We start from the raw sequence: 17,172 nt of genomic DNA on the forward strand, positions 1-17,172 counted from the left end.
GATCGAGGTCTTCGGCCGGGGTGGTGCGACGAAGTCCTCCTGGTACGGCGACTGCCTGCCCTCCCGGGACTTCCCGATGCTGATCGACCTCTACCTGCAGGGCCGCTTCCCGCTCGACGACTTCGTCTCCGAGACGATCGGCATCGACGACGTCGACGCCGCCTTCGAGAAGATGCACCACGGCGAGGTGCTGCGTTCGGTGGTCGTCTTCAAGTGAGTGCCCGGATCGACAAGACCGTCGTCAGCGGGGTCTTCAGCCTCGACGGGCAGGACTTCGACGTCGACAACAACGTCTGGCTGGTCGGCGACGACAGCGAGGTGCTCGTCATCGACGCCCCGCACGACGCCGCGCCGATCCTCGAGGCGGTCGGCGGCCGCACGGTGCGGGCGATCGTGCTCACCCACGGGCACAACGACCACATCACCGCCGCCGTCGCGCTGCGGGAGGCCACCGGGGCGCCGATCTGGTTCAACCCCGCCGACCGGATGCTGTGGGACGTGGTGCACCCCGACACCGCCCCCGACTCCGACCTGGTCGAGGGCACCCGGTTCGAGATCGCCGGGACGACGCTGACGGCGCTGCACACCCCCGGCCACTCGCCGGGCAGCACCTGCCTGCACGCCCCGGGTCTGAACACGGTGTTCACCGGCGACACGCTGTTCTGCGGCGGCCCCGGTGCGACCGGCCGGTCCTACAGCGACAAGCCGACCATCCTGAACTCGATCCGGTCCCGGCTGCTGAGCCTGCACGGCGACACCGTCGTCAGGACCGGCCACGGCGACGACACCACCGTCGCCGCGGAGGTCCACAACATCCACTGACAGGCCCCTCCCCCTCGTCGGGCCCCGCCCTCCGCACGCTCGGGGCGGGGCCCGGGAGTGCCCTGGAGGGGAGCGGTCCGGGCCTGTCAGGCGGCCGGCACACGTCGCTGGGCGGACGCGAAGCCCAGCCACGTGTGCCGGTTGCCGGCCCAGCACCAGCCGACCTTGGGTGCGTCGCGCCGCTCGCGGCCGTCGCGCCCCGTCCCGTTGCTGATCCACAATGCCGGCGTCCGGGCGTCGAGAACGCCGTTCGCCCTGCGCCGCCGCGAGCCGATCGTCATGAAGCAGCGGTTGCGGTCGAGGACCCCCGGCACCTGCAGCACCCAGTGGATGCCCTCGGTCAGCGTCAGCGGGGTGCGCCCGGCGCCGGTGAGCGCCGGCAGTGCCTCGTGCGGGCTCCGGTTCGCCATCGCGTCCCCGCGGTCCAGGTCCGCAAGCCCGTAGACCGGTCCGGCCGGCAGTTCCACCTGCTCGATCGGGGCGAAGGCGTCGACGTCGGTCATGTCCGCCACGACGAAGCCGCGGCGGCCCCGCAGCTCCAGCAGCGGCGCGAGCGCCGAGGCCGGCGCCAGGTCGGGGGAGAGCACGAGCAGCACGCCGGTGTCCTCGACGCGGGCGGCGCAGTCGCGCAGCTCGCGGGCCGACAACCCGGCGACCTCGTGCACGCCGAGGGCGACCAGGCGCTCGGCCTGGTCCGCGACGGGCGGGAGCGTGGTGGTCAGGGCGGCCGGCACGGGCACCTCCGGGCGGGGTGGGACACGGGCTGGGGGTCAACGCGCCGGTCGCCGTCCCGGGTTCCCGGGGACCGGGCGCCGGACGTGGGCACGGTCACCCCGCGGGTCGCGGGTCGGCGACCTCGCCCCGGTACCGTGGGGTGGTGCCTCGCGGTGATGGACGGCTGACGCACGACCTCGATCCCCAGTCCCCCGGACCCCAGGACGCGTGTGGCGTCTTCGGTGTCTGGGCGCCGGGGGAGGAGGTCGCGAAGCTCACCTACTTCGGTCTCTACGCCCTGCAGCACCGTGGTCAGGAGGCGGCCGGCATCGCGGTCTCCGACGGTGCCTCGGTCGTCGTCTACAAGGACCTCGGGCTGGTCAGCCAGGTCTTCGACGAGGCGACCCTCGGCAGCCTGCACGGGCACCTCGCCGTCGGGCACACCCGCTACTCCACGACCGGTGCGTCGACGTGGGAGAACGCCCAGCCCACCTTCCGCACCACCGATGCCGGCACCGGCCTGGCGCTGTGCCACAACGGCAACCTGGTGAACACCGCCGAGCTGGCCGCCAAGGCCGCCGACGCGGGGGTGCGGGGCGCGTTCAGCTCCACCACGGACTCCGACCTGGTGACGGCCCTCATCGCCGCCCGCCCCGACCTCTCGGTCGAGGCCGCCGCGATGGACGTGCTGCCGCAGCTGCGCGGCGCCTTCAGCTTCACGTTCATGGACGAGAACACCCTGTACGCCGCCCGTGACCCGCAGGGTGTGCGCCCCCTGGTGCTCGGCCGGCTCGAGCGCGGCTGGGTGGTGGCCAGCGAGACCGCGGCCCTCGACATCGTGGGTGCCTCGATCGTCCGCGAGGTCGAACCCGGTGAGCTGATCGCCATCGACGAGGACGGCCTGCGCAGCCAGCACTTCGCCCCTGCCGCGCCCAAGGGCTGTGTCTTCGAGTACGTCTACCTGGCCCGCCCCGACACCACGATCGGTGGCCGCGGGGTGCACGCCGCGCGGGTCGAGATCGGCCGCCGGCTGGCCAAGGAGCACCCGGTCGACGCCGACCTGGTGATCCCGGTGCCCGAGTCCGGCACCCCGGCCGCGGTCGGCTACGCCGAGGCCAGCGGTATCCCCTACGGGCTGGGCCTGGTCAAGAACTCCTACGTCGGCCGCACCTTCATCCAGCCGTCGCAGACGATCCGCCAGCTGGGCATCCGGCTGAAGCTCAACCCGCTGCGCGACGTCATCCGCGGCAAGCGGCTGGTCGTCGTCGACGACTCGATCGTGCGCGGCAACACGCAGCGGGCGCTGATCCGGATGCTGCGGGAGGCCGGCGCGGTCGAGGTGCACGTCCGGATCTCCTCGCCGCCGGTGAAGTGGCCGTGCTTCTACGGCATCGACTTCGCCAGCCGCGCCGAGCTGATCGCCAACGGTCTGGACGTCGACGGCGTCCGGGCCTCGATCAACGCCGACTCGCTGGCCTACGTCTCCGAGCAGGGTCTGATCGCCGCCACCGAGCAGCCCGCGACCCGGCTGTGCACCGCGTGCTTCACCGGCCAGTACCCGATCCCGCTGGGCGAGACGGAGGTGCTCGGCAAGCACCTGCTGGAGGGCATCGGCCGCCGGGTGGACGCCACCCGCTCGGTCAGCGGCTGGACCGGTCAGCAGGCGGGCAGCGCCACCGTGACCGGCGGCGCGGACGACGCCCTGACCCGCCCGTGAGCGCGGACGACGAGTTCACCTACGCCGCCTCCGGCGTCGACATCGACGCCGGGGAACGGGCCGTCACGCTCATGCGGTCGGCGGTGGAGAGGACCAACCGGCCAGAGGTCGTGGGCGGACTCGGCGGGTTCGCCGGCCTCTTCGCCCTGGACACGGCGAGGTACCGCAGGCCGCTGCTGGCCTCCTCCACCGACGGCGTCGGCACCAAGATCGCCCTCGCCCGCGCGCTGGACCGGCACGACACCGTGGGCATCGACCTGGTCGCGATGGTCGTCGACGACCTCGTGGCCTGCGGCGCGGAGCCGTTGTTCCTGCAGGACTACGTCGCCTGCGGCCGGGTCGTGCCCGAGCGCATCGCCGCGATCGTGACCGGCATCGCCACCGGCTGCACCCTGGCCGGGGCGGCGCTGGTGGGCGGGGAGACCGCCGAGCACGGCGACCTCATGGGGGCCGACGACTACGACCTGGCCGCCACGGCGGTCGGCGTCGTCGAGGCCGACGCGGTCCTCGGCCCCGAGCGGGTCCGGGACGGCGACGCGGTGGTCGCGATGGCGTCCTCCGGCTTCCACTCCAACGGGTACTCGCTGGTCCGCCGCGTGGTCGCCGCCGCGGGGCTCGACCTGCACGCCACCCCGGCCGGGTTGACCCGGCCGCTGGGCGAGGAGCTCCTGGAGCCGACGCGCATCTACGCCCTGGACTGCCTCGCCCTCGTCGCGCAGTTCGGCGTCGAGGGGGTGCACGCCTACGCGCACATCACCGGCGGCGGGCTCGCCGGCAACACCGCCCGCGTCGTGCCCGACGGCTTGGAGGCAGTGCTGGACCGGGGCACCTGGGCACTGCCCGCGGCGGTGCGGCTGCTCGAGGAGCACGGGGTGCCGCGCAGTGAGTCCGAACGGGCCTTCAACTGCGGCGTCGGCATGGTCGCCGTGGTGGCCCCGGAAGTGGCCGAGGGCGCGGTGGCGGCGTTGACCGCGCGCGGCGTCCCCGCCTGGGTCGCCGGCAGCGTGCAGCAGCGCACGACCGACGCCGGCGCGCGGCTGGCCGGCGGCTACCGCTGAACCCGGTGGCGGCCGGCGCGGCGGGCCGCCACCGGTCCTGACGGGCCGGCGGCGGGCGGACGACGCGCAACGACACCGCCGCCCCCGGGGGAGCGGCGGTGTCGTGCGGTCAGACCGGACGGTGCGGAGGCACCCGGATCAGCGGCTGGTGGCCCAGTCGTCGTCCGAGTCGTCGTCCGCCCAGCGGTCGGTGTACTCGTCGTCCTCGTCGTCGTCGTCGGTCGCCCGGTGAGGAGCGGTGTACGACGACGTCGGTGAACCGGCCAACTCGCGCTGGAGTGCGGAGAGGTCGGTGTTCGGTGAGCTGTACTTGAGCTCACGGGCCACGCGTGTCTGCTTGGCCTTCGCTCGGCCGCGCCCCATCGGCTCGACCCCCTCGTTACGGAGTACGGGAGCCCAGCTCCGGGCTGGACGGCCCGCGTGGCGACCCCGACTGAGTGACTGTGTCTCGACCGAGCTTACGACACGGATCCGCGACGGGCACGGGTCTCCCCCCGCTGTCCCCCGTCAGGGGTCGTGGGAGGCCGGACCCGTCCGTCCGGACGTCAGCGTGGCGCACGGGTGGGTGCCTGGTCGGTGGCCGCCCGCGGCCCGGGCACCGCTGCGGTGTCACCGCCGGCTCCCGCCAGCCCCAGCTGGGTCAGGAGGTCCACCTGGTCGTAGTAGAAGCGGTGGTGCACGGCCAGGCCGTCCCGCACGGTGACGATGTCGCACTCGCGGAGGCGGATGGCCCTGCCGGTGGGTGGCAGCTCGCCCTCGGGCGAGGTGAGCGTGCCCGTGTGCGTCCCGACGAGGTGGCCCTCGTCGATGGCGGTGTCGCCGCTCTCGTACTCCCGGCCGGACTCCCACGTCATGTCGGGGAAGCCGCGCCGGAACCCCAGGAGGTACTCGACGATCGCCGGACCGCCCTCGAGCCGGGGGCCGTCCGGCCGGTCGGCGACCGCGTCCGGGGCGTACAGCCGGCCCAGCGCCTCGGCGTCCCCGCGGATGACCCCGTCGGTGATGCGGTCCATGGTCTCGCGTGCCTGGCCCATGACGACCTCCTCAGCCGCCCGGTCGCCCGTCGGGCCGCGCGGCCGACGAGGAGCCGGGCGCCGTCGCGAGCAGCGCGTCCCGGGCCGGGCCCACGCCTGCGGCGGGACCGTCCCCAGGTTCGGTGGTGGCCGCCGCGAGGTGCAAGGGCCCAACGGCCCGGGGCCTCGGCCCGGCAGCCGGATCGTGGCCGGCCGGCCCGCGGCGGCCGAGCGCTCCCCGGCCGGCCGGTCGGCCGCGACCGCGGGGGAGATGCCCTCTGCTCCCGGGCGGCCCGGGACACCCGCAGCGCGTCGTGGACGGGACGGCCCCACTGGCCGTTGTTTGACCAGCGGAACCTCGACCGCCGGAGGGAACGGCGCCTGCCCCGGTGACCTGCCCCACAGGGTAGTCCCGGTTCGGACCACCCCGAGCGTCGCCTGCCGTGCCGGGGTCAGCGGTCGAGGGGGCCCTTGAGCAGAGAGGAGACGCGCTGACGGGTGACCCCGAACAACCGGGCGATCACGTCCATGGTCAGACCCTCACCGTGCAGGGCGCGGGCCTCGGCGCGTCGCCAGCGACTCCCGGCGTCGGCGAGTTGGGACAGGGTGTCGCTGATCAACTCCACGATGAGCGGACGTGGCTCGCCCGGCACGATCTCCCGGTAGGAGGCACCGGCTGCTCGCTGGTCCCGGATGTAGGCAGCGCGCTCGAGGATCTGCTCGCCATGGGTGATCATCTGACGGGCGGTGGCGCACACCTCTTCGAGCGCCGCCAGCGCCGGGTCCTCCGAGGGGTCTGGCCGCCGCACTGTGTCTCCTGTCGATCCGGGGCGACACCTCTGCTCGTTGCTGCCCACCCCAGGTTACCGAGTTGCGCAAGGCCCCTTGCGGGAAGGTCCATTGCCGCAATGGGCAGTGCCGCAAGACCCATTGCGTCCCGGATGCGCGTGTGCCACCGTCGGCACGTCGTCAGTCGCAGCAGGGGTCGGAGGTGCCTGGTGGCCGATCTCGCCCAGGTCATGTGTGACGTCGCAGCCCGCCTGCGCACCGAGCGGCACCCGCCGGTGCAGACGACGCTGGAGGCGATCACCGCCGCCGCCGTGGACGCCGTGCCCGGCGCCGAGGACGCCGGCATCAGTCTCGTGGTCGACCGCTCCCGGATCGAGGCCCGCGCGCCGACCGGAGAGCGCCCCACGGCCCTGGACACGCTCCAGGACCGGCTCGACCAGGGCCCGTGCTACTCGGCGATCCGTGAGGACCAGACGGTGCACGCGCCGGACCTGGTCGCCGAGGACCGCTGGCCCCGCTTCGCCGCCGCCGCCAGCGAGCGTGGGGTGGGCAGCATGCTCACCGTGCGGCTCCACCACACCGCGGGCCCGACGCTCGGCGCGCTCAACCTCTATGCCAGCACCCCACACGCCTTCGACACCGACTCCGTGACCATCGCCCGGGTCTTCGCGGTCCACGCCGCGCTCGCGTTGGCCGCCGCGGAACGGGAGGAGCACCTGGAGGCGGCGCTGCGCAGCCGTGACCGGATAGGTCAGGCCAAGGGCATCCTCATGGAGCGGTACCGGCTCACGCCCGACCAGGCCTTCGCCGTGCTCGCCAGCATCTCCTCGCACACCAACCGCAAGCTCAGGGACATCGCCGACGAGATCGCCACCACCGGCGCCGTCTCACCCGACCCGCGCGATCGTCCGGGCCACCGCCCGCGCGCCGAGCACCCGGACGTCGTGCTGACCGCGCTCATCGGCCTCGACCGACCGCCGGCGGCCCCCACGGGGGACCCGGGCCCCCGGGATGGAGACAGCCGCCCGGACCGACCGCGGTAGCGCTCGGAGCACCTGTGGCCGCGTGCTCACCGGTCACGCGGCAGCCGGATCGCCTGGAGCCGGCCGACCGCGGCCATGCGTTCCTCGGCCAGCCGGTCGGCCGCGACCGCGGGGGAGACGCCCTGCTCCTCGGCGGCCCGGAACACCCGCAGGGCGACGTCGAAGATGCCGGCGGCCCGGGCCTCGGCGCGGGGGAAGGAGAACCCGTGCCGCTCGTCCTCGACCTGGATCACCCCGCCGGCGTTGACCAGGTAGTCGGGTGCGTAGAGGACCCCGCGGGTCAGGAGCTGCTCGGCGATGCCGTCGTGGGCGAGCTGGTTGTTGGCGCCGCCACAGACGATCTCGGCCTCGAGCACGGCGACCGTCTCGTCGTCCAGGGCGCCGCCGAGGGCGCAGGGGGCGTAGACGTCCGACGGCGTGCGGACCAGGGTCGCGGTGTCGTCGACGGCGTCCACGGCGGGATGGCGGGCCAGCACCCGCTCCACCGCGCCCGGGTCCACGTCGGAGACCACGACGTCGGCGCCGTCGTCCACCAGCCGGTCGACCAGCCAGCTGCCCACCTTGCCGACGCCGGCCACGGCGACCGTGCGCCCGGCGAGCGAGGGCTTGCCCCAGCGGTGCTGCGCGGCGGCCCGCATGCCCTGGAAGACGCCGTAGGCGGTCAGCACCGAGGAGTCGCCGCAGCCGCCGTAGGCCTCCGAGCGACCGTGGGCGAAGCGGGTCTCGCGCGCGACGACGTCGAGGTCGGCGTTGTAGGTGCCCACGTCGCAGGCGGTCAGGTAGCGGCCGCCCAGGGACTCGACGAACCGGCCGTAGGCGCGTAGCAACGCCTCGGTCTTGTCCGTCGTCGGGTCGCCGATGATGACGCCCTTCCCGCCCCCGAGGTCCAGCCCGGCGAGGCTGTTCTTGTAGGCCATGGCCTTCGACAGGGCCAGGGCGTCGGCGACCGCGGCGTCCTCGTCGGGGTACGGGTAGAACCGCGTGCCGCCCAGCGCGGGCCCGAGCGCGGTCGAGTAGATCGCGATGACCGCGCGGAGACCGGACCCCGGGTCGGAGCAGAAGACGACCTGTTCGTGACCGGAGCCGAGAACGTCCACGCGGCGAGGGTAGAACGCGCCGGATCGCCCGACCGGGTGCCCGGGAGGCAGGTCTGCGCCGCGCCCGCGCGCGGGGGCGGGCATGATCCTGGGTCGGACCCCCCACCGACCCGGAGGACGACGGACCCATGGCTGCACCCAAGAGCCTGCTCGCACTGGCCGTCGCGGCGCCGTTGCTGCTCGCGGCCTGCACCACGGACGGCGGCAGCGGGGACGGCGGGGGCGGGGGCGGTGGGGCCGCCACCGACAGCGGTGGGGACCTCTCCTTCGCCGTCGTCACGCACGGCTCCGCCGGGGACGCCTTCTGGGACGTGGTGCAGAACGGCGCCGAGGCCGCCGGCGAGGACCTCGGGATCTCGGTGGACTACCAGAGCGACGGCGACCCGCAGCGCCAGTCGCAACTCGTCGACGCCGCGGTCAACCAGGACGTCGACGGCCTGGTCGTCTCGATGGCCAACCCCGACGCGCTGCAGGACTCGATCGAGGCCGCCGTCGCGGCCGGGATCCCGGTCGTGACGATCAACTCCGGGGGGGAGCGATCGGCGGAGTTCGGCGCCATCGGGCACGTCGGTCAGGACGAGGTGATCGCCGGGCGGGGCGCCGGGCAGCGGCTGGCCGCCGACGGCAGGCAGAACGTGCTGTGCGTCGTCCACGAGGCCGGCAACATCGGCCACGAGCAGCGCTGCGCCGGTGCCGCCGAGGGCCTCGGCCGGCAGCTCACCCCCCTGCAGGTGGACATCAACGACCTGCAGGGCGCGCAGTCGACGATCACCTCGCAGCTGCAGAGCGACCCGAGCATCGACGGCGTCCTCACGCTGAACTCCGCGGTCGCCGCGGTGGCCGTCGCCGCGGTGTCCGACGCCGGCTCGGACGCCGGGATCGCCACCTTCGACCTCAACCAGGACGTCATCAGCGGCATCCAGGCCGGCGACATCTCCTTCGCCGTCGACCAGCAGCAGTTCGAGCAGGGCTACCTGCCGGTGGTGATGCTCAAGCTGTACGTGGAGAACCTCAACACCGTCGGCGGCGGCCAGCCGGTGCTCACCGGCCCCGGCATCGTCGACGCCGAGAACGTCGACGACATCGCCGACCTGGCCTCGGCCGGCACCCGCTGAGCGCCGCCGCCGAGACCGCGCCGCGGGCCGACGAGCGGATCGCCGCCGTCGGCCCGCTGCGGCGGTTGCTGGTCAAGCCCGAGCTCGGCGCCCTCATCGGCGCCGTGGTGATCTTCGCGTTCTTCGCGGTGCAGTCGTCGGTGTTCCGCTCGCTCAGCGGCGTGGCCAACTGGCTGGACCCGGCGTCCACGCTCGGGATCATGGCGGTCGCGGTCGCGCTGCTGATGATCGGCGGGCACTTCGACCTCTCCGCCGGCGTGATGACCGGGACGACGGCACTGACGGTCGGCATCGTCGCGACGGAGCTCGACCAGCACATCTGGGTCGCGATCGCGGTCGCGCTGGTCCTGGCGCTGGGGATCGGGTTCCTCAACGGCTGGCTGGTGACCCGGACGGGGCTGCCCAGCTTCATCATCACGCTGGGCACCTTCCTCATGCTGCAGGGCCTGAACCTGGGCCTGACCAAGTTCTTCACCGGCACGGTGACCGCCGGCGGGATCGCGGCGGCGCCCGGCTACGGCAGCGCCGAGTGGGTGTTCGCCTCGCGGCTGCAGGTCGCCGGCGTGGAGTTCCGGGTGGCCGTGCTGTGGTGGGTGCTGTTCACCGCGCTGGCCACCTGGGTGCTGCTGAGGACGCCGTTCGGCAACTGGGTGTTCGCCACCGGCGGCGACGAGGTCGCCGCCCGCAACGTCGGCGTCCCCGCCCGGCGCACGACCATCACGCTGTTCATGACCACGGCCGCCGCGGCGTGGTTCGTGGGCACCACCCTCGCCATCCGGCTGACCTCGGTGCAGGCCAACACCGGCATCGGGCAGGAGCTGATCTACATCGTCGCGGCGGTGATCGGCGGCTGCCTGCTCACCGGTGGGTTCGGCTCCGCCGTCGGCGCCTCGCTGGGGGCGCTGATCTTCGGCATGACGCAGCTGGGCATCGTCTACCTGCGCTGGGACGCCGACTGGTTCTACTTCTTCCTCGGGGTGATGCTGCTGCTCGCCGTCCTGGCCAACCGGCTGGTCCGCCGCTACGCCGAGGCGGCGCGGCGATGACGGGCGCCCGAGTGGGCAGGGAGCCGGCCCTGCTGGAGCTGCGGGACGTCGGCAAGGACTTCGGCTCGGTCATCGCCCTGGACGGCATCAGCACCACGGTGCGGGCCGGTGAGGTCACCTGCGTCCTCGGCGACAACGGCGCCGGCAAGTCCACCCTCATCAAGATCCTCGCCGGGGTGCACCGGCCCGACCGGGGGCAGGTGCTGCTCGACGGGCAGCCGGTGTCGTTCTCCGCACCCCGCGACGCCCTGGACGCCGGGATCGCCACGGTCTACCAGGACCTCGCGATGATCCCGCTGATGGCGATCTGGCGGAACTTCTTCCTCGGTGCCGAGCCGTCCCGCGGGCGCGGGCCGTTCCGCCGGTTCGACTCCGCCGCGGCCAAGGAGGTCACCCGCCGCGAGCTGCACGCGATGGGCATCGACATCCGCGACCCGGACCAGCCGGTGGGCACCCTGTCCGGCGGCGAGCGGCAGTCGGTGGCGATCGCCCGCGCCGTCCACTTCGGTGCCCGGGTGCTCATCCTCGACGAGCCGACCTCGGCCCTCGGGGTGAAGCAGGCGGGCATCGTGCTGCGGTACATCGCCCAGGCGCGCGACCGCGGGGTCGGCGTGGTCTTCATCACCCACAACCCGCACCACGCCCACCCGGTCGGCGACCGGTTCCTGCTGCTCGGCCGCGGACGCAGCCTCGGCGACTTCGGGAAGGGCGAGGTCAGCGTCGAGGAGATCACCCGTCTCATGGCCGGCGGCGCAGAGCTCACCGAGCTGACGACGGAGCTGGAGCGGCCCTCACCGCAGAAAGAGGGCGGCTAGCCCTCAAGGTCACCCCCGGGGGTGACGAGAACAAGAGGGACAGGAGGGGAGCAGGCGCTCCGTGAGCACGGTGTGACACCTGTGCCGCGTGTTGGCTTTGTCACCGGTAGTGACGGTGCCACGCTGCGTCGGCCCCCCGCCCCCCTCTTCCCCAGGGAGCGTCATGCTGCACAGCCGTCCCCGCCGGCGCGCGTCCGGACCCCGCGGGGCCGCGACGCACCGCTCGTGGACGCGTGCCGGCGCCGTGCGGGCCCTCCTCGCCGGAGCCGTCACCGGGGCGGTGCTGCTGGGCACCGCCGCGCCGGCCGGCGCGGTCCCGGCGCCGCCGCCCAACCCCAGCGACGCCGAGATCGGCCAGGCGCAGACGGCCCAGGACGCCGCGGCCGCCGAGGTGGGGCGGATCGCCGCCCTCGTCGCTGCCGCGGAGGGTGAGCTCGAGCGCTACGCCGTCCAGGCCGAGGCCGCCGGAGCCGCCTACCTCGCCGCCGAGGAGGCCCTCGCCCAGGCGCAGGCGGCCGCCGAGCGCACAGCGGCGGAGCTGCAGGCCGCCGCGGATGCCGTCGCCGCCGCCACCTCCCGCATCGCCGGCTTCTCCCGCGACAGCTACATGAACGGCAGCACGCTGTCCACGGCCGCGGTGCTGCTCGACGCCCAGGGGCCGGCCGAGCTCGTCCAGCGGGCCGCAATGATCGACTACGTCTCCGACAACCAGATCGACGTGCTCGGCCAGCTCGAGGTCGCCCGGGTGCAGCAGGCCAACGCCGACTCCGCCGCCCGTGCCGCCCGCGACGAGATGGCCGCCGCCGAGGCCGCCGCCGAGGAGGCCAAGGCCGCGGCCGACAGCCAGCTGTCCGCCCAGCAGGCCGCCTACGAGCAGGTCGCCGCCCAGAAGGCCGCCTACGACGAGCAGCTGCAGGCCGCCCAGATCAAGCTGCTCGAGCTGCAGGGCGCCCGCGACGCCTACCAGCAGTGGCAGCAGCAGAAGGCCGCCGAGGAGGCCGCCGCCGCTGCTGCGGCCCGCCGAGCCGCCGAGGAGGCCGCCGCCGCTGCCGCCGCGGCCCGGGCCGCGGCCTCCAGCACCAGCGGGGGTGCCGCACCCTCCCGGGGCTCGGACGGGTCCGGCCCGTACGTGAAGCCCACGTCGGGCCGCACCTCCAGCTGCTTCGGCTGGCGCTGGGGAGCCCTGCACGGCGGCGTGGACATCGCCGCCCCCATCGGCACCCCCGTCTACGCGGCGCACTCGGGCATCGTCCAGCGCGCCGGCACCGCGACCGGCTTCGGCTACGCGGTCTACATCCGTGGGGACGACGGCGCGGTGAGCGTCTACGGCCACGTCGACCGCTACTTCGTCCGGGCGGGTGAGCGCGTGGTCGCCGGTGAGGAGATCGCCGAGGTCGGCAACCGCGGCCAGTCCACCGGCCCGCACCTGCACTTCGAGATCCACCCGGGCGGGGCCATGTACGGCGGGCAGGTCGACCCGGTGCCGTGGATGCGCGCCCGCGGCGTGAGCATCAGCGGCTGCTGAGAGGACCCCGCACGGGCCGGCTCAGCCGGTCGGTGCGGCGCCGCCGAGCCCGCAGTTGGCGGAGATGTAGCCGAGCAGGTTGGTCTGCGCGGCGCCGAGCCCCTGGATCAGCTGCTGCTCCGCCTGCGCGAACTGCTGCTGCCCCTCGGGGGTGTCCAGGTCGAGCGTCGCCGCGGTGGCCCGGAGTTGCCGCAGGCTGCCGACGAAGGTCTCCCAGTCGCCGGTGATCTCGGCCGGCGGCTGCACCTGCTCGAGCGTGCTCACGATCTGCGGCAGGTTGCCGGCGAGCTCGACGGGGGTGGCGGTCTGGAGGCTGCTGAAGGTCGCGAACGCGCTCGTCACCTGGGAGCAGAACCCGGCGACGGCCGGGTCCGCGGCCGGGCTCTGCGCCGGTCCGCTCGTGGTCGGGGCCGAGCTCGACGAGGGGGCGCTCGAGGAGGCGGCCGGCTCGTCCTCCCCGGAGCCGCCGCAGGCGGTCAGCAGGAGGACGGCCACGGCTCCGGCGACCACCGATCGGACGAGGGAGGCGGGCGTGCGCATGGCCGCACGCTAACCGCTGCGCGCGCCCGCCGGGCGACGCGCGGGCTACGGTGCCGGTCGTGCAGACCCCGGCCGACCCTCGCACCCGCTGGGACCTCCCGGCACCCGGCGAGCTGCCGCGGACGGCGGTGCTGGAGCCCCTCGTCACCCGCGTGCTGGCGCCCAACCCCTCGCCGATGACCCTCGACGGCACCAACACCTACGTGGTGGGCGCCCCGGGCGCGGACCAGGCCGTCGTCGTCGACCCCGGCCCCGACGACCCGGCCCACCTCGCGGCGGTGGAGGCGGCGCTGGCCGACCGCGGCGCCCGCTGCGTCGCCGTCCTCGTCACCCACCACCACGGCGACCACGCCGAGGCCGCGCTGCCCTGGGGGGCGCGGTTCGCCGTCCCGGTGGCCGCCGCCGACCCGCGCGTCGCCGGGCCGGGCGGGCGGGTGCTGGAGCCGGGGGAGCGGCTGACGCTGGCCGGCACGGCGCTGGACGTCGTCCCCACGCCCGGGCACACCGCCGACCACCTGGCCTTCCGGCTGGAGTCCGGTGCCGTGCTCGTGGGCGACCACGTGCTCGGCCGCGGGACGTCGGTGGTGACCCACCCGGAGGGGGACGTGCTGGCCTACCTGGAGTCGTTGCGCCGGGTGCACGACCTGGGCCCCAGTGCCCTGTACTGCGGGCACGGCCCGGAGCTGACCGAGGACCCCGCCGCCGTCCTCGACTTCTACCTGGCCCACCGGGCGATGCGGGAGGAGCAGCTGCTCGCGGCACTGGCCGACGGGCCGCGGACGGTCGACGAGCTGGTCGCCACCGTGTACGCGGAGGTGCCGCGGGAGGTGTGGCCGGCCGCCGCCCAGTCCACCCGCGCGACACTGGCCAAGCTGCTCGCGGAGGGCCGCGTCGAGGGCCGGCTCGACGGGCCGGTGCGGCTGGCGTGAGCGGGGCCGCGGTGGTCCGTGCCGCCGACAGCGAGCGCGACCAGCGGCGCGCGGCCGCCGCGCTGCGGACCGCCGGCCTGGTCCCCGGGGACCGCCTGCTGGTGTCGGCCACCTCCTCACCGGCGTTGCTCGCCGTCGTGATGGGCGCCCTGCGCACCGGCGTCGTCCCCGTCGTGCTCGACCCCGCGCTGCCGGCCGCCGAGCGCGCCGAGCTGGCCGCCGACGCCGACCCGCGGCTGGACGTCGGCAGCGCGCCGGCCCGGCTGCTCGGCGGGACGGCGGAGGCGGAGCTGGCCGACGTCCCGCTGGCCCGGCCGATGCACTACACGTCGGGCACCACCGGCCGCCGCAAGGGCGTGTGGTCCGGCGTGCTGGCCGAGGACGACGCCCGCGCGCTGGCCGCCGAGGAGATCGACCTGTGGGGTTTCGTCCCCGGGGACAGGCACCTGGTGCTCTCCCCGCTGCACCACTCGGCGCCGCTGCGCTTCGCGGTCCACACCCTGCTCGCCGGCGGTGAGGTGCTGCTGCCCGGCCCGTTCGACACCGCCCGCGCGGCGGCGGCGATCACCGGGCTGCGGCCCACGACGACGTTCTGCGTGCCCACCCACCTGCAGCGCCTCGTGGCGACCGCCTCCTCGGCCCACCCCGTCGACTGGTCCTCGTTCCGCCGGCTGGTGCACGCCGGCGCGCCCTGCCCCGAGCCGCTCAAGCGCGCAGTGCTCGCGGCCCTGCCCGCGGGCACGGTGTGGGAGTTCTACGGCTCCACGGAGGCGCAGTTCACCGTCTGCTCACCCGAGGACTGGCTGGCGCACCCCGGCAGCGTCGGGCGCGCCCGCCCGGGACGGCGGCTGGAGACCGACGAGCGCGGCCAGCTGTGGTGCGCGGTGCCGCGGTGGGCGCGGTTCGAGTACTGGCGGGCGCCGGAGAAGACCGCGGCGGCCTGGCGCGGCGACCGGGTGACCGTCGGCGACCTCGGCCGGGTGGACGACGACGGGGTGGTGTGGCTCGACGGCCGCCGCGAGGACCTCGTGATCTCCGGCGGAGTGAACGTCTACCCGGCGGAGGTCGAGGCGGTCCTCGACGCGCACCCGGACGTCGTGGAGAGCGCGGTCGTCGGCGTGCCCGACGAGCAGTGGGGCCAGCGGGTGGTCGCCGCCTACGTCGGCCCCGCGGAGCCGGCCGAGCTCGCGGCCTGGGCGCGGGAGCGACTGAGCCCGGCCAAGCGGCCCAAGAGCCTGCACCCGGTGGCCGAGCTGCCGCGCACGTCGACGGGCAAGGTCCGTCGGCTGGACCTCCCCGGGGTCCTCGGCCTGTGAGCGACCCGCCCGAGTGGGACGTCGTCGTCGTGGGCGCCGGCACCTCCGGCGCGCCGCTGGCGGCCCGGCTGGCCGACGCCGGACGCCGGGTGCTGGTGCTGGAGGCCGGTGCCGACCACGTCCGGCCCGCCGACTTCCCGCCGGTGCTGCGCGACGCGGCCAGGATGGGCGCCGCCGTCCCCGGGCACCCGGCCAACTGGGACCTCACCGGCATCCTCACCGGGGAGGTCACCTTCCCGGTGCCGCGCGGGCGGGTGGTGGGCGGGTCGAGCGCGCTCAACGGCGGCTACTTCATCCGCGGCACCCGCGCCGACCTCGACTCCTGGGCCGCCGCCGGCAACGACCTGTGGGCCTTCGACCGGGTGCTGCCCGCCTTCGTCCGCCTGGAGGCCGACCGCGAGTACGGCGACCGGCCCGGGCACGGCAACGCGGGCCCCGTCCCGGTCCGGCGGCCGTCGCCGGGGCACCCCCTCGCCGACGCCTTCACCGCCGCGGCGGCCGAGCTGGGGTTCCCCGCCGAGCCGGACAAGAACGCCGGCGGTCCCCCCGGGTACGGGCCGGTGCCGCTCAACGTGGCCGACGGCGTCCGGACCAACACCGCGATGGCCTACCTCTCCCCACGGCGCGGGCACCCCGGACTGACCGTCCGCGGTGGCGTGCACGTGCGGCGCGTCGTGGTCGAGGGCGGCCGCGCGGTGGGCGTGGAGACCCCCGACGGGGTCGTGCGGGCCGGGGAGGTGGTGCTCAGTGCCGGTGCGGTGGGGTCGCCGCAGCTGCTCCTGCTGTCGGGCATCGGTCCGGCCGACGACCTGCGGACCCTCGGCCTCGACGTGGTGGCCGACGTGCCCGGCGTGGGGGCGGAGTCCACCGACCACCCGGACCTCTACGTGACCTACCGGCCGGCCCGCCGGCTGCCGATGCCGCGGGACCTCCACCCGTTGTCCGGCGTCCTGCACACCACCTCCGACGGCGGGCGCACGCCCGGCGACCTGGAGGTCATGCCGTGGCTCAAGCCGTTCAGCCGGGTGATGGTGAGCCGCACCTCCGCGGGGGTCGCCGGCGCGCTGCGCCGCCCGGCCGCCACCCTGCGGGCCCTGCGCGGGGCCTCGCTGCACCGGCTGGTCGACACCGCGCGGCGCCGCGACGACCTCTTCCTCGGCGTGGGGTTGCAGGCGGAGGACAGCCGCGGCCGGCTCAGCCTCACCTCGACCGACCCGCACGTGCAGCCGCGGCTGGAGTACCGGTACCTGACCGAGGAGTCCGACCGGCGGCGGATGCGGGAGGGGGTCCGGCTGGCGGCCGAGCTGCTGCGGGCGCCGTCCCTGGCCCCGCTGGTGGCCGAGCGGACCGGCCTGCCCGACGACGTCCTGGACGACGACCGCGAGCTGGACCGCTGGATCGGCCGGCACCTGGCCACCGCCGTCCACCTGGCCGGGACGGCGCGGATGGGGCCGGACGCCGACCCGGGTGCGGTGGTGGACCAGCACCTGCGCGTGCGCGGCGTCGAGGGGCTGCGGGTGGTCGACACCTCGGTGATGCCCCGGGTGACCTCGCGCGGCCCCGCCGCGACCGCGGTGATGATCGGCGAGCGGGCCGCGGAGCTGATGACCGGGGCGTGACCGGTCGGCGCGCG

Annotated in this window: 17 protein-coding genes and 1 pseudogene; 12 read left to right on the forward strand and 6 right to left on the reverse strand. The window is 75.0% G+C overall.

Going from position 1 to position 17,172, the window contains the following annotated elements:
• Window positions 1–217 (forward strand): annotated as a pseudogene (locus ACI78V_RS19690) (S-(hydroxymethyl)mycothiol dehydrogenase); the annotation flags it as partial.
• Window positions 214–822, forward strand: coding sequence for an MBL fold metallo-hydrolase (locus ACI78V_RS19695; protein ID WP_456853824.1), 609 nt, complete (start codon window positions 214–216; stop codon window positions 820–822). The pseudogene ACI78V_RS19690 and the gene ACI78V_RS19695, both read left to right, overlap by 4 nt.
• An 86-nt stretch (window positions 823–908) precedes the next feature.
• Here the strand turns inward: ACI78V_RS19695 and ACI78V_RS19700 are convergent, their stop codons facing one another.
• Window positions 909–1,556, reverse strand: coding sequence for a DUF5701 family protein (locus tag ACI78V_RS19700; RefSeq protein WP_456853825.1), 648 nt, complete (start codon window positions 1,554–1,556; stop codon window positions 909–911).
• A gap of 143 nt (window positions 1,557–1,699) precedes the next feature.
• Between ACI78V_RS19700 and purF the strand changes: the two genes are divergently transcribed.
• Both purF and purM read left to right on the forward strand, forming a co-directional pair.
• On the forward strand, window positions 1,700–3,253 hold the full coding sequence (gene purF, locus ACI78V_RS19705; protein WP_456853826.1) for an amidophosphoribosyltransferase: 1,554 nt from the start codon (window positions 1,700–1,702) through the stop codon (window positions 3,251–3,253).
• Complete coding sequence (purM, locus tag ACI78V_RS19710; RefSeq protein WP_456853827.1) at window positions 3,250–4,311, forward strand: phosphoribosylformylglycinamidine cyclo-ligase; 1,062 nt, start codon at window positions 3,250–3,252, stop codon at window positions 4,309–4,311. The genes purF and purM overlap by 4 nt, the downstream gene beginning before the upstream one ends.
• 138 nt (window positions 4,312–4,449) lie before the next feature.
• Here purM and ACI78V_RS19715 read toward each other — a convergent pair whose 3' ends face one another.
• The 3 genes from ACI78V_RS19715 to ACI78V_RS19725 form a co-directional block, all read right to left on the reverse strand.
• A complete protein-coding gene (locus ACI78V_RS19715) occupies window positions 4,450–4,674 on the reverse strand; it encodes a DUF3073 domain-containing protein (protein WP_456853828.1) in 225 nt (74 codons plus the stop codon).
• Window positions 4,675–4,856: 182 nt separating this feature from the next.
• Window positions 4,857–5,345, reverse strand: a complete 489-nt coding sequence (locus tag ACI78V_RS19720) for an ester cyclase (RefSeq protein WP_456853830.1) — start codon at window positions 5,343–5,345, stop codon at window positions 4,857–4,859.
• 431 nt (window positions 5,346–5,776) lie between these two features.
• Window positions 5,777–6,133: a hypothetical protein gene (locus ACI78V_RS19725; protein ID WP_456853831.1), complete on the reverse strand. Its 357-nt coding sequence runs from the start codon at window positions 6,131–6,133 to the stop codon at window positions 5,777–5,779.
• Between the two features lie 189 nt (window positions 6,134–6,322).
• Between ACI78V_RS19725 and ACI78V_RS19730 the strand changes: the two genes are divergently transcribed.
• On the forward strand, window positions 6,323–7,156 hold the full coding sequence (locus tag ACI78V_RS19730; protein WP_456853833.1) for a GAF and ANTAR domain-containing protein: 834 nt from the start codon (window positions 6,323–6,325) through the stop codon (window positions 7,154–7,156).
• A gap of 26 nt (window positions 7,157–7,182) precedes the next feature.
• Here ACI78V_RS19730 and ACI78V_RS19735 read toward each other — a convergent pair whose 3' ends face one another.
• Complete coding sequence (locus ACI78V_RS19735) at window positions 7,183–8,253, reverse strand: Glu/Leu/Phe/Val family dehydrogenase (protein ID WP_456853835.1); 1,071 nt, start codon at window positions 8,251–8,253, stop codon at window positions 7,183–7,185.
• A gap of 128 nt (window positions 8,254–8,381) precedes the next feature.
• Between ACI78V_RS19735 and ACI78V_RS19740 the strand changes: the two genes are divergently transcribed.
• From ACI78V_RS19740 to ACI78V_RS19755, 4 genes are all read left to right on the forward strand, one after another.
• Window positions 8,382–9,368, forward strand: coding sequence for a sugar ABC transporter substrate-binding protein (locus tag ACI78V_RS19740; RefSeq protein WP_456853836.1), 987 nt, complete (start codon window positions 8,382–8,384; stop codon window positions 9,366–9,368).
• Window positions 9,369–9,433: 65 nt separating this feature from the next.
• Window positions 9,434–10,414, forward strand: coding sequence for an ABC transporter permease (locus tag ACI78V_RS19745; protein ID WP_456853838.1), 981 nt, complete (start codon window positions 9,434–9,436; stop codon window positions 10,412–10,414).
• A complete protein-coding gene (locus tag ACI78V_RS19750; RefSeq protein ID WP_456853839.1) occupies window positions 10,411–11,229 on the forward strand; it encodes an ATP-binding cassette domain-containing protein in 819 nt (272 codons plus the stop codon). Before ACI78V_RS19745 ends, ACI78V_RS19750 begins: the two co-directional genes overlap by 4 nt.
• Before the next feature lie 244 nt (window positions 11,230–11,473).
• Window positions 11,474–12,754 (forward strand): M23 family metallopeptidase, encoded by a 1,281-nt coding sequence (locus ACI78V_RS19755; protein ID WP_456853841.1) that lies wholly within the window; start codon window positions 11,474–11,476, stop codon window positions 12,752–12,754.
• Window positions 12,755–12,775: 21 nt separating this feature from the next.
• Here the strand turns inward: ACI78V_RS19755 and ACI78V_RS19760 are convergent, their stop codons facing one another.
• The gene (locus ACI78V_RS19760) at window positions 12,776–13,294 is read right to left on the reverse strand and encodes a hypothetical protein (RefSeq protein WP_456853843.1); all 519 of its coding nucleotides are present in this window, start codon (window positions 13,292–13,294) and stop codon (window positions 12,776–12,778) included.
• A gap of 59 nt (window positions 13,295–13,353) precedes the next feature.
• Between ACI78V_RS19760 and ACI78V_RS19765 the strand changes: the two genes are divergently transcribed.
• The 3 genes from ACI78V_RS19765 to mftG are packed head-to-tail and all read left to right on the forward strand — an operon-like array spanning window position 13,354 to window position 17,158.
• Window positions 13,354–14,223 carry an MBL fold metallo-hydrolase gene (locus ACI78V_RS19765; protein ID WP_456853844.1) on the forward strand — a complete coding sequence of 290 codons (870 nt, stop codon included), beginning with the start codon at window positions 13,354–13,356 and terminating at the stop codon, window positions 14,221–14,223.
• A complete protein-coding gene (locus tag ACI78V_RS19770) occupies window positions 14,220–15,539 on the forward strand; it encodes a class I adenylate-forming enzyme family protein (RefSeq protein ID WP_456853845.1) in 1,320 nt (439 codons plus the stop codon). Before ACI78V_RS19765 ends, ACI78V_RS19770 begins: the two co-directional genes overlap by 4 nt.
• Window positions 15,536–17,158 carry a mycofactocin dehydrogenase MftG gene (gene mftG, locus ACI78V_RS19775; protein ID WP_456853847.1) on the forward strand — a complete coding sequence of 541 codons (1,623 nt, stop codon included), beginning with the start codon at window positions 15,536–15,538 and terminating at the stop codon, window positions 17,156–17,158. Before ACI78V_RS19770 ends, mftG begins: the two co-directional genes overlap by 4 nt.
• Window positions 17,159–17,172: the final 14 nt, after the last annotated feature.

The organism is Geodermatophilus sp. SYSU D00742, from assembly GCF_054049935.1.

Excerpts from the sequence above, each read along its gene's own strand:
- ACI78V_RS19750 (WP_456853839.1), top strand. The coding sequence starts at position 10,411 with ATGACGGGCGCCCGAGTGGGCAGGGAGCCGGCCCTGCTGGAGCTGCGG.
- ACI78V_RS19740 (WP_456853836.1), top strand. The coding sequence starts at position 8,382 with ATGGCTGCACCCAAGAGCCTGCTCGCACTGGCCGTCGCGGCGCCGTTG.
- ACI78V_RS19720 (WP_456853830.1), bottom strand. The coding sequence starts at position 5,345 with ATGGGCCAGGCACGCGAGACCATGGACCGCATCACCGACGGGGTCATC.
- ACI78V_RS19760 (WP_456853843.1), bottom strand. The coding sequence starts at position 13,294 with ATGCGCACGCCCGCCTCCCTCGTCCGATCGGTGGTCGCCGGAGCCGTG.
- ACI78V_RS19715 (WP_456853828.1), bottom strand. The coding sequence starts at position 4,674 with ATGGGGCGCGGCCGAGCGAAGGCCAAGCAGACACGCGTGGCCCGTGAG.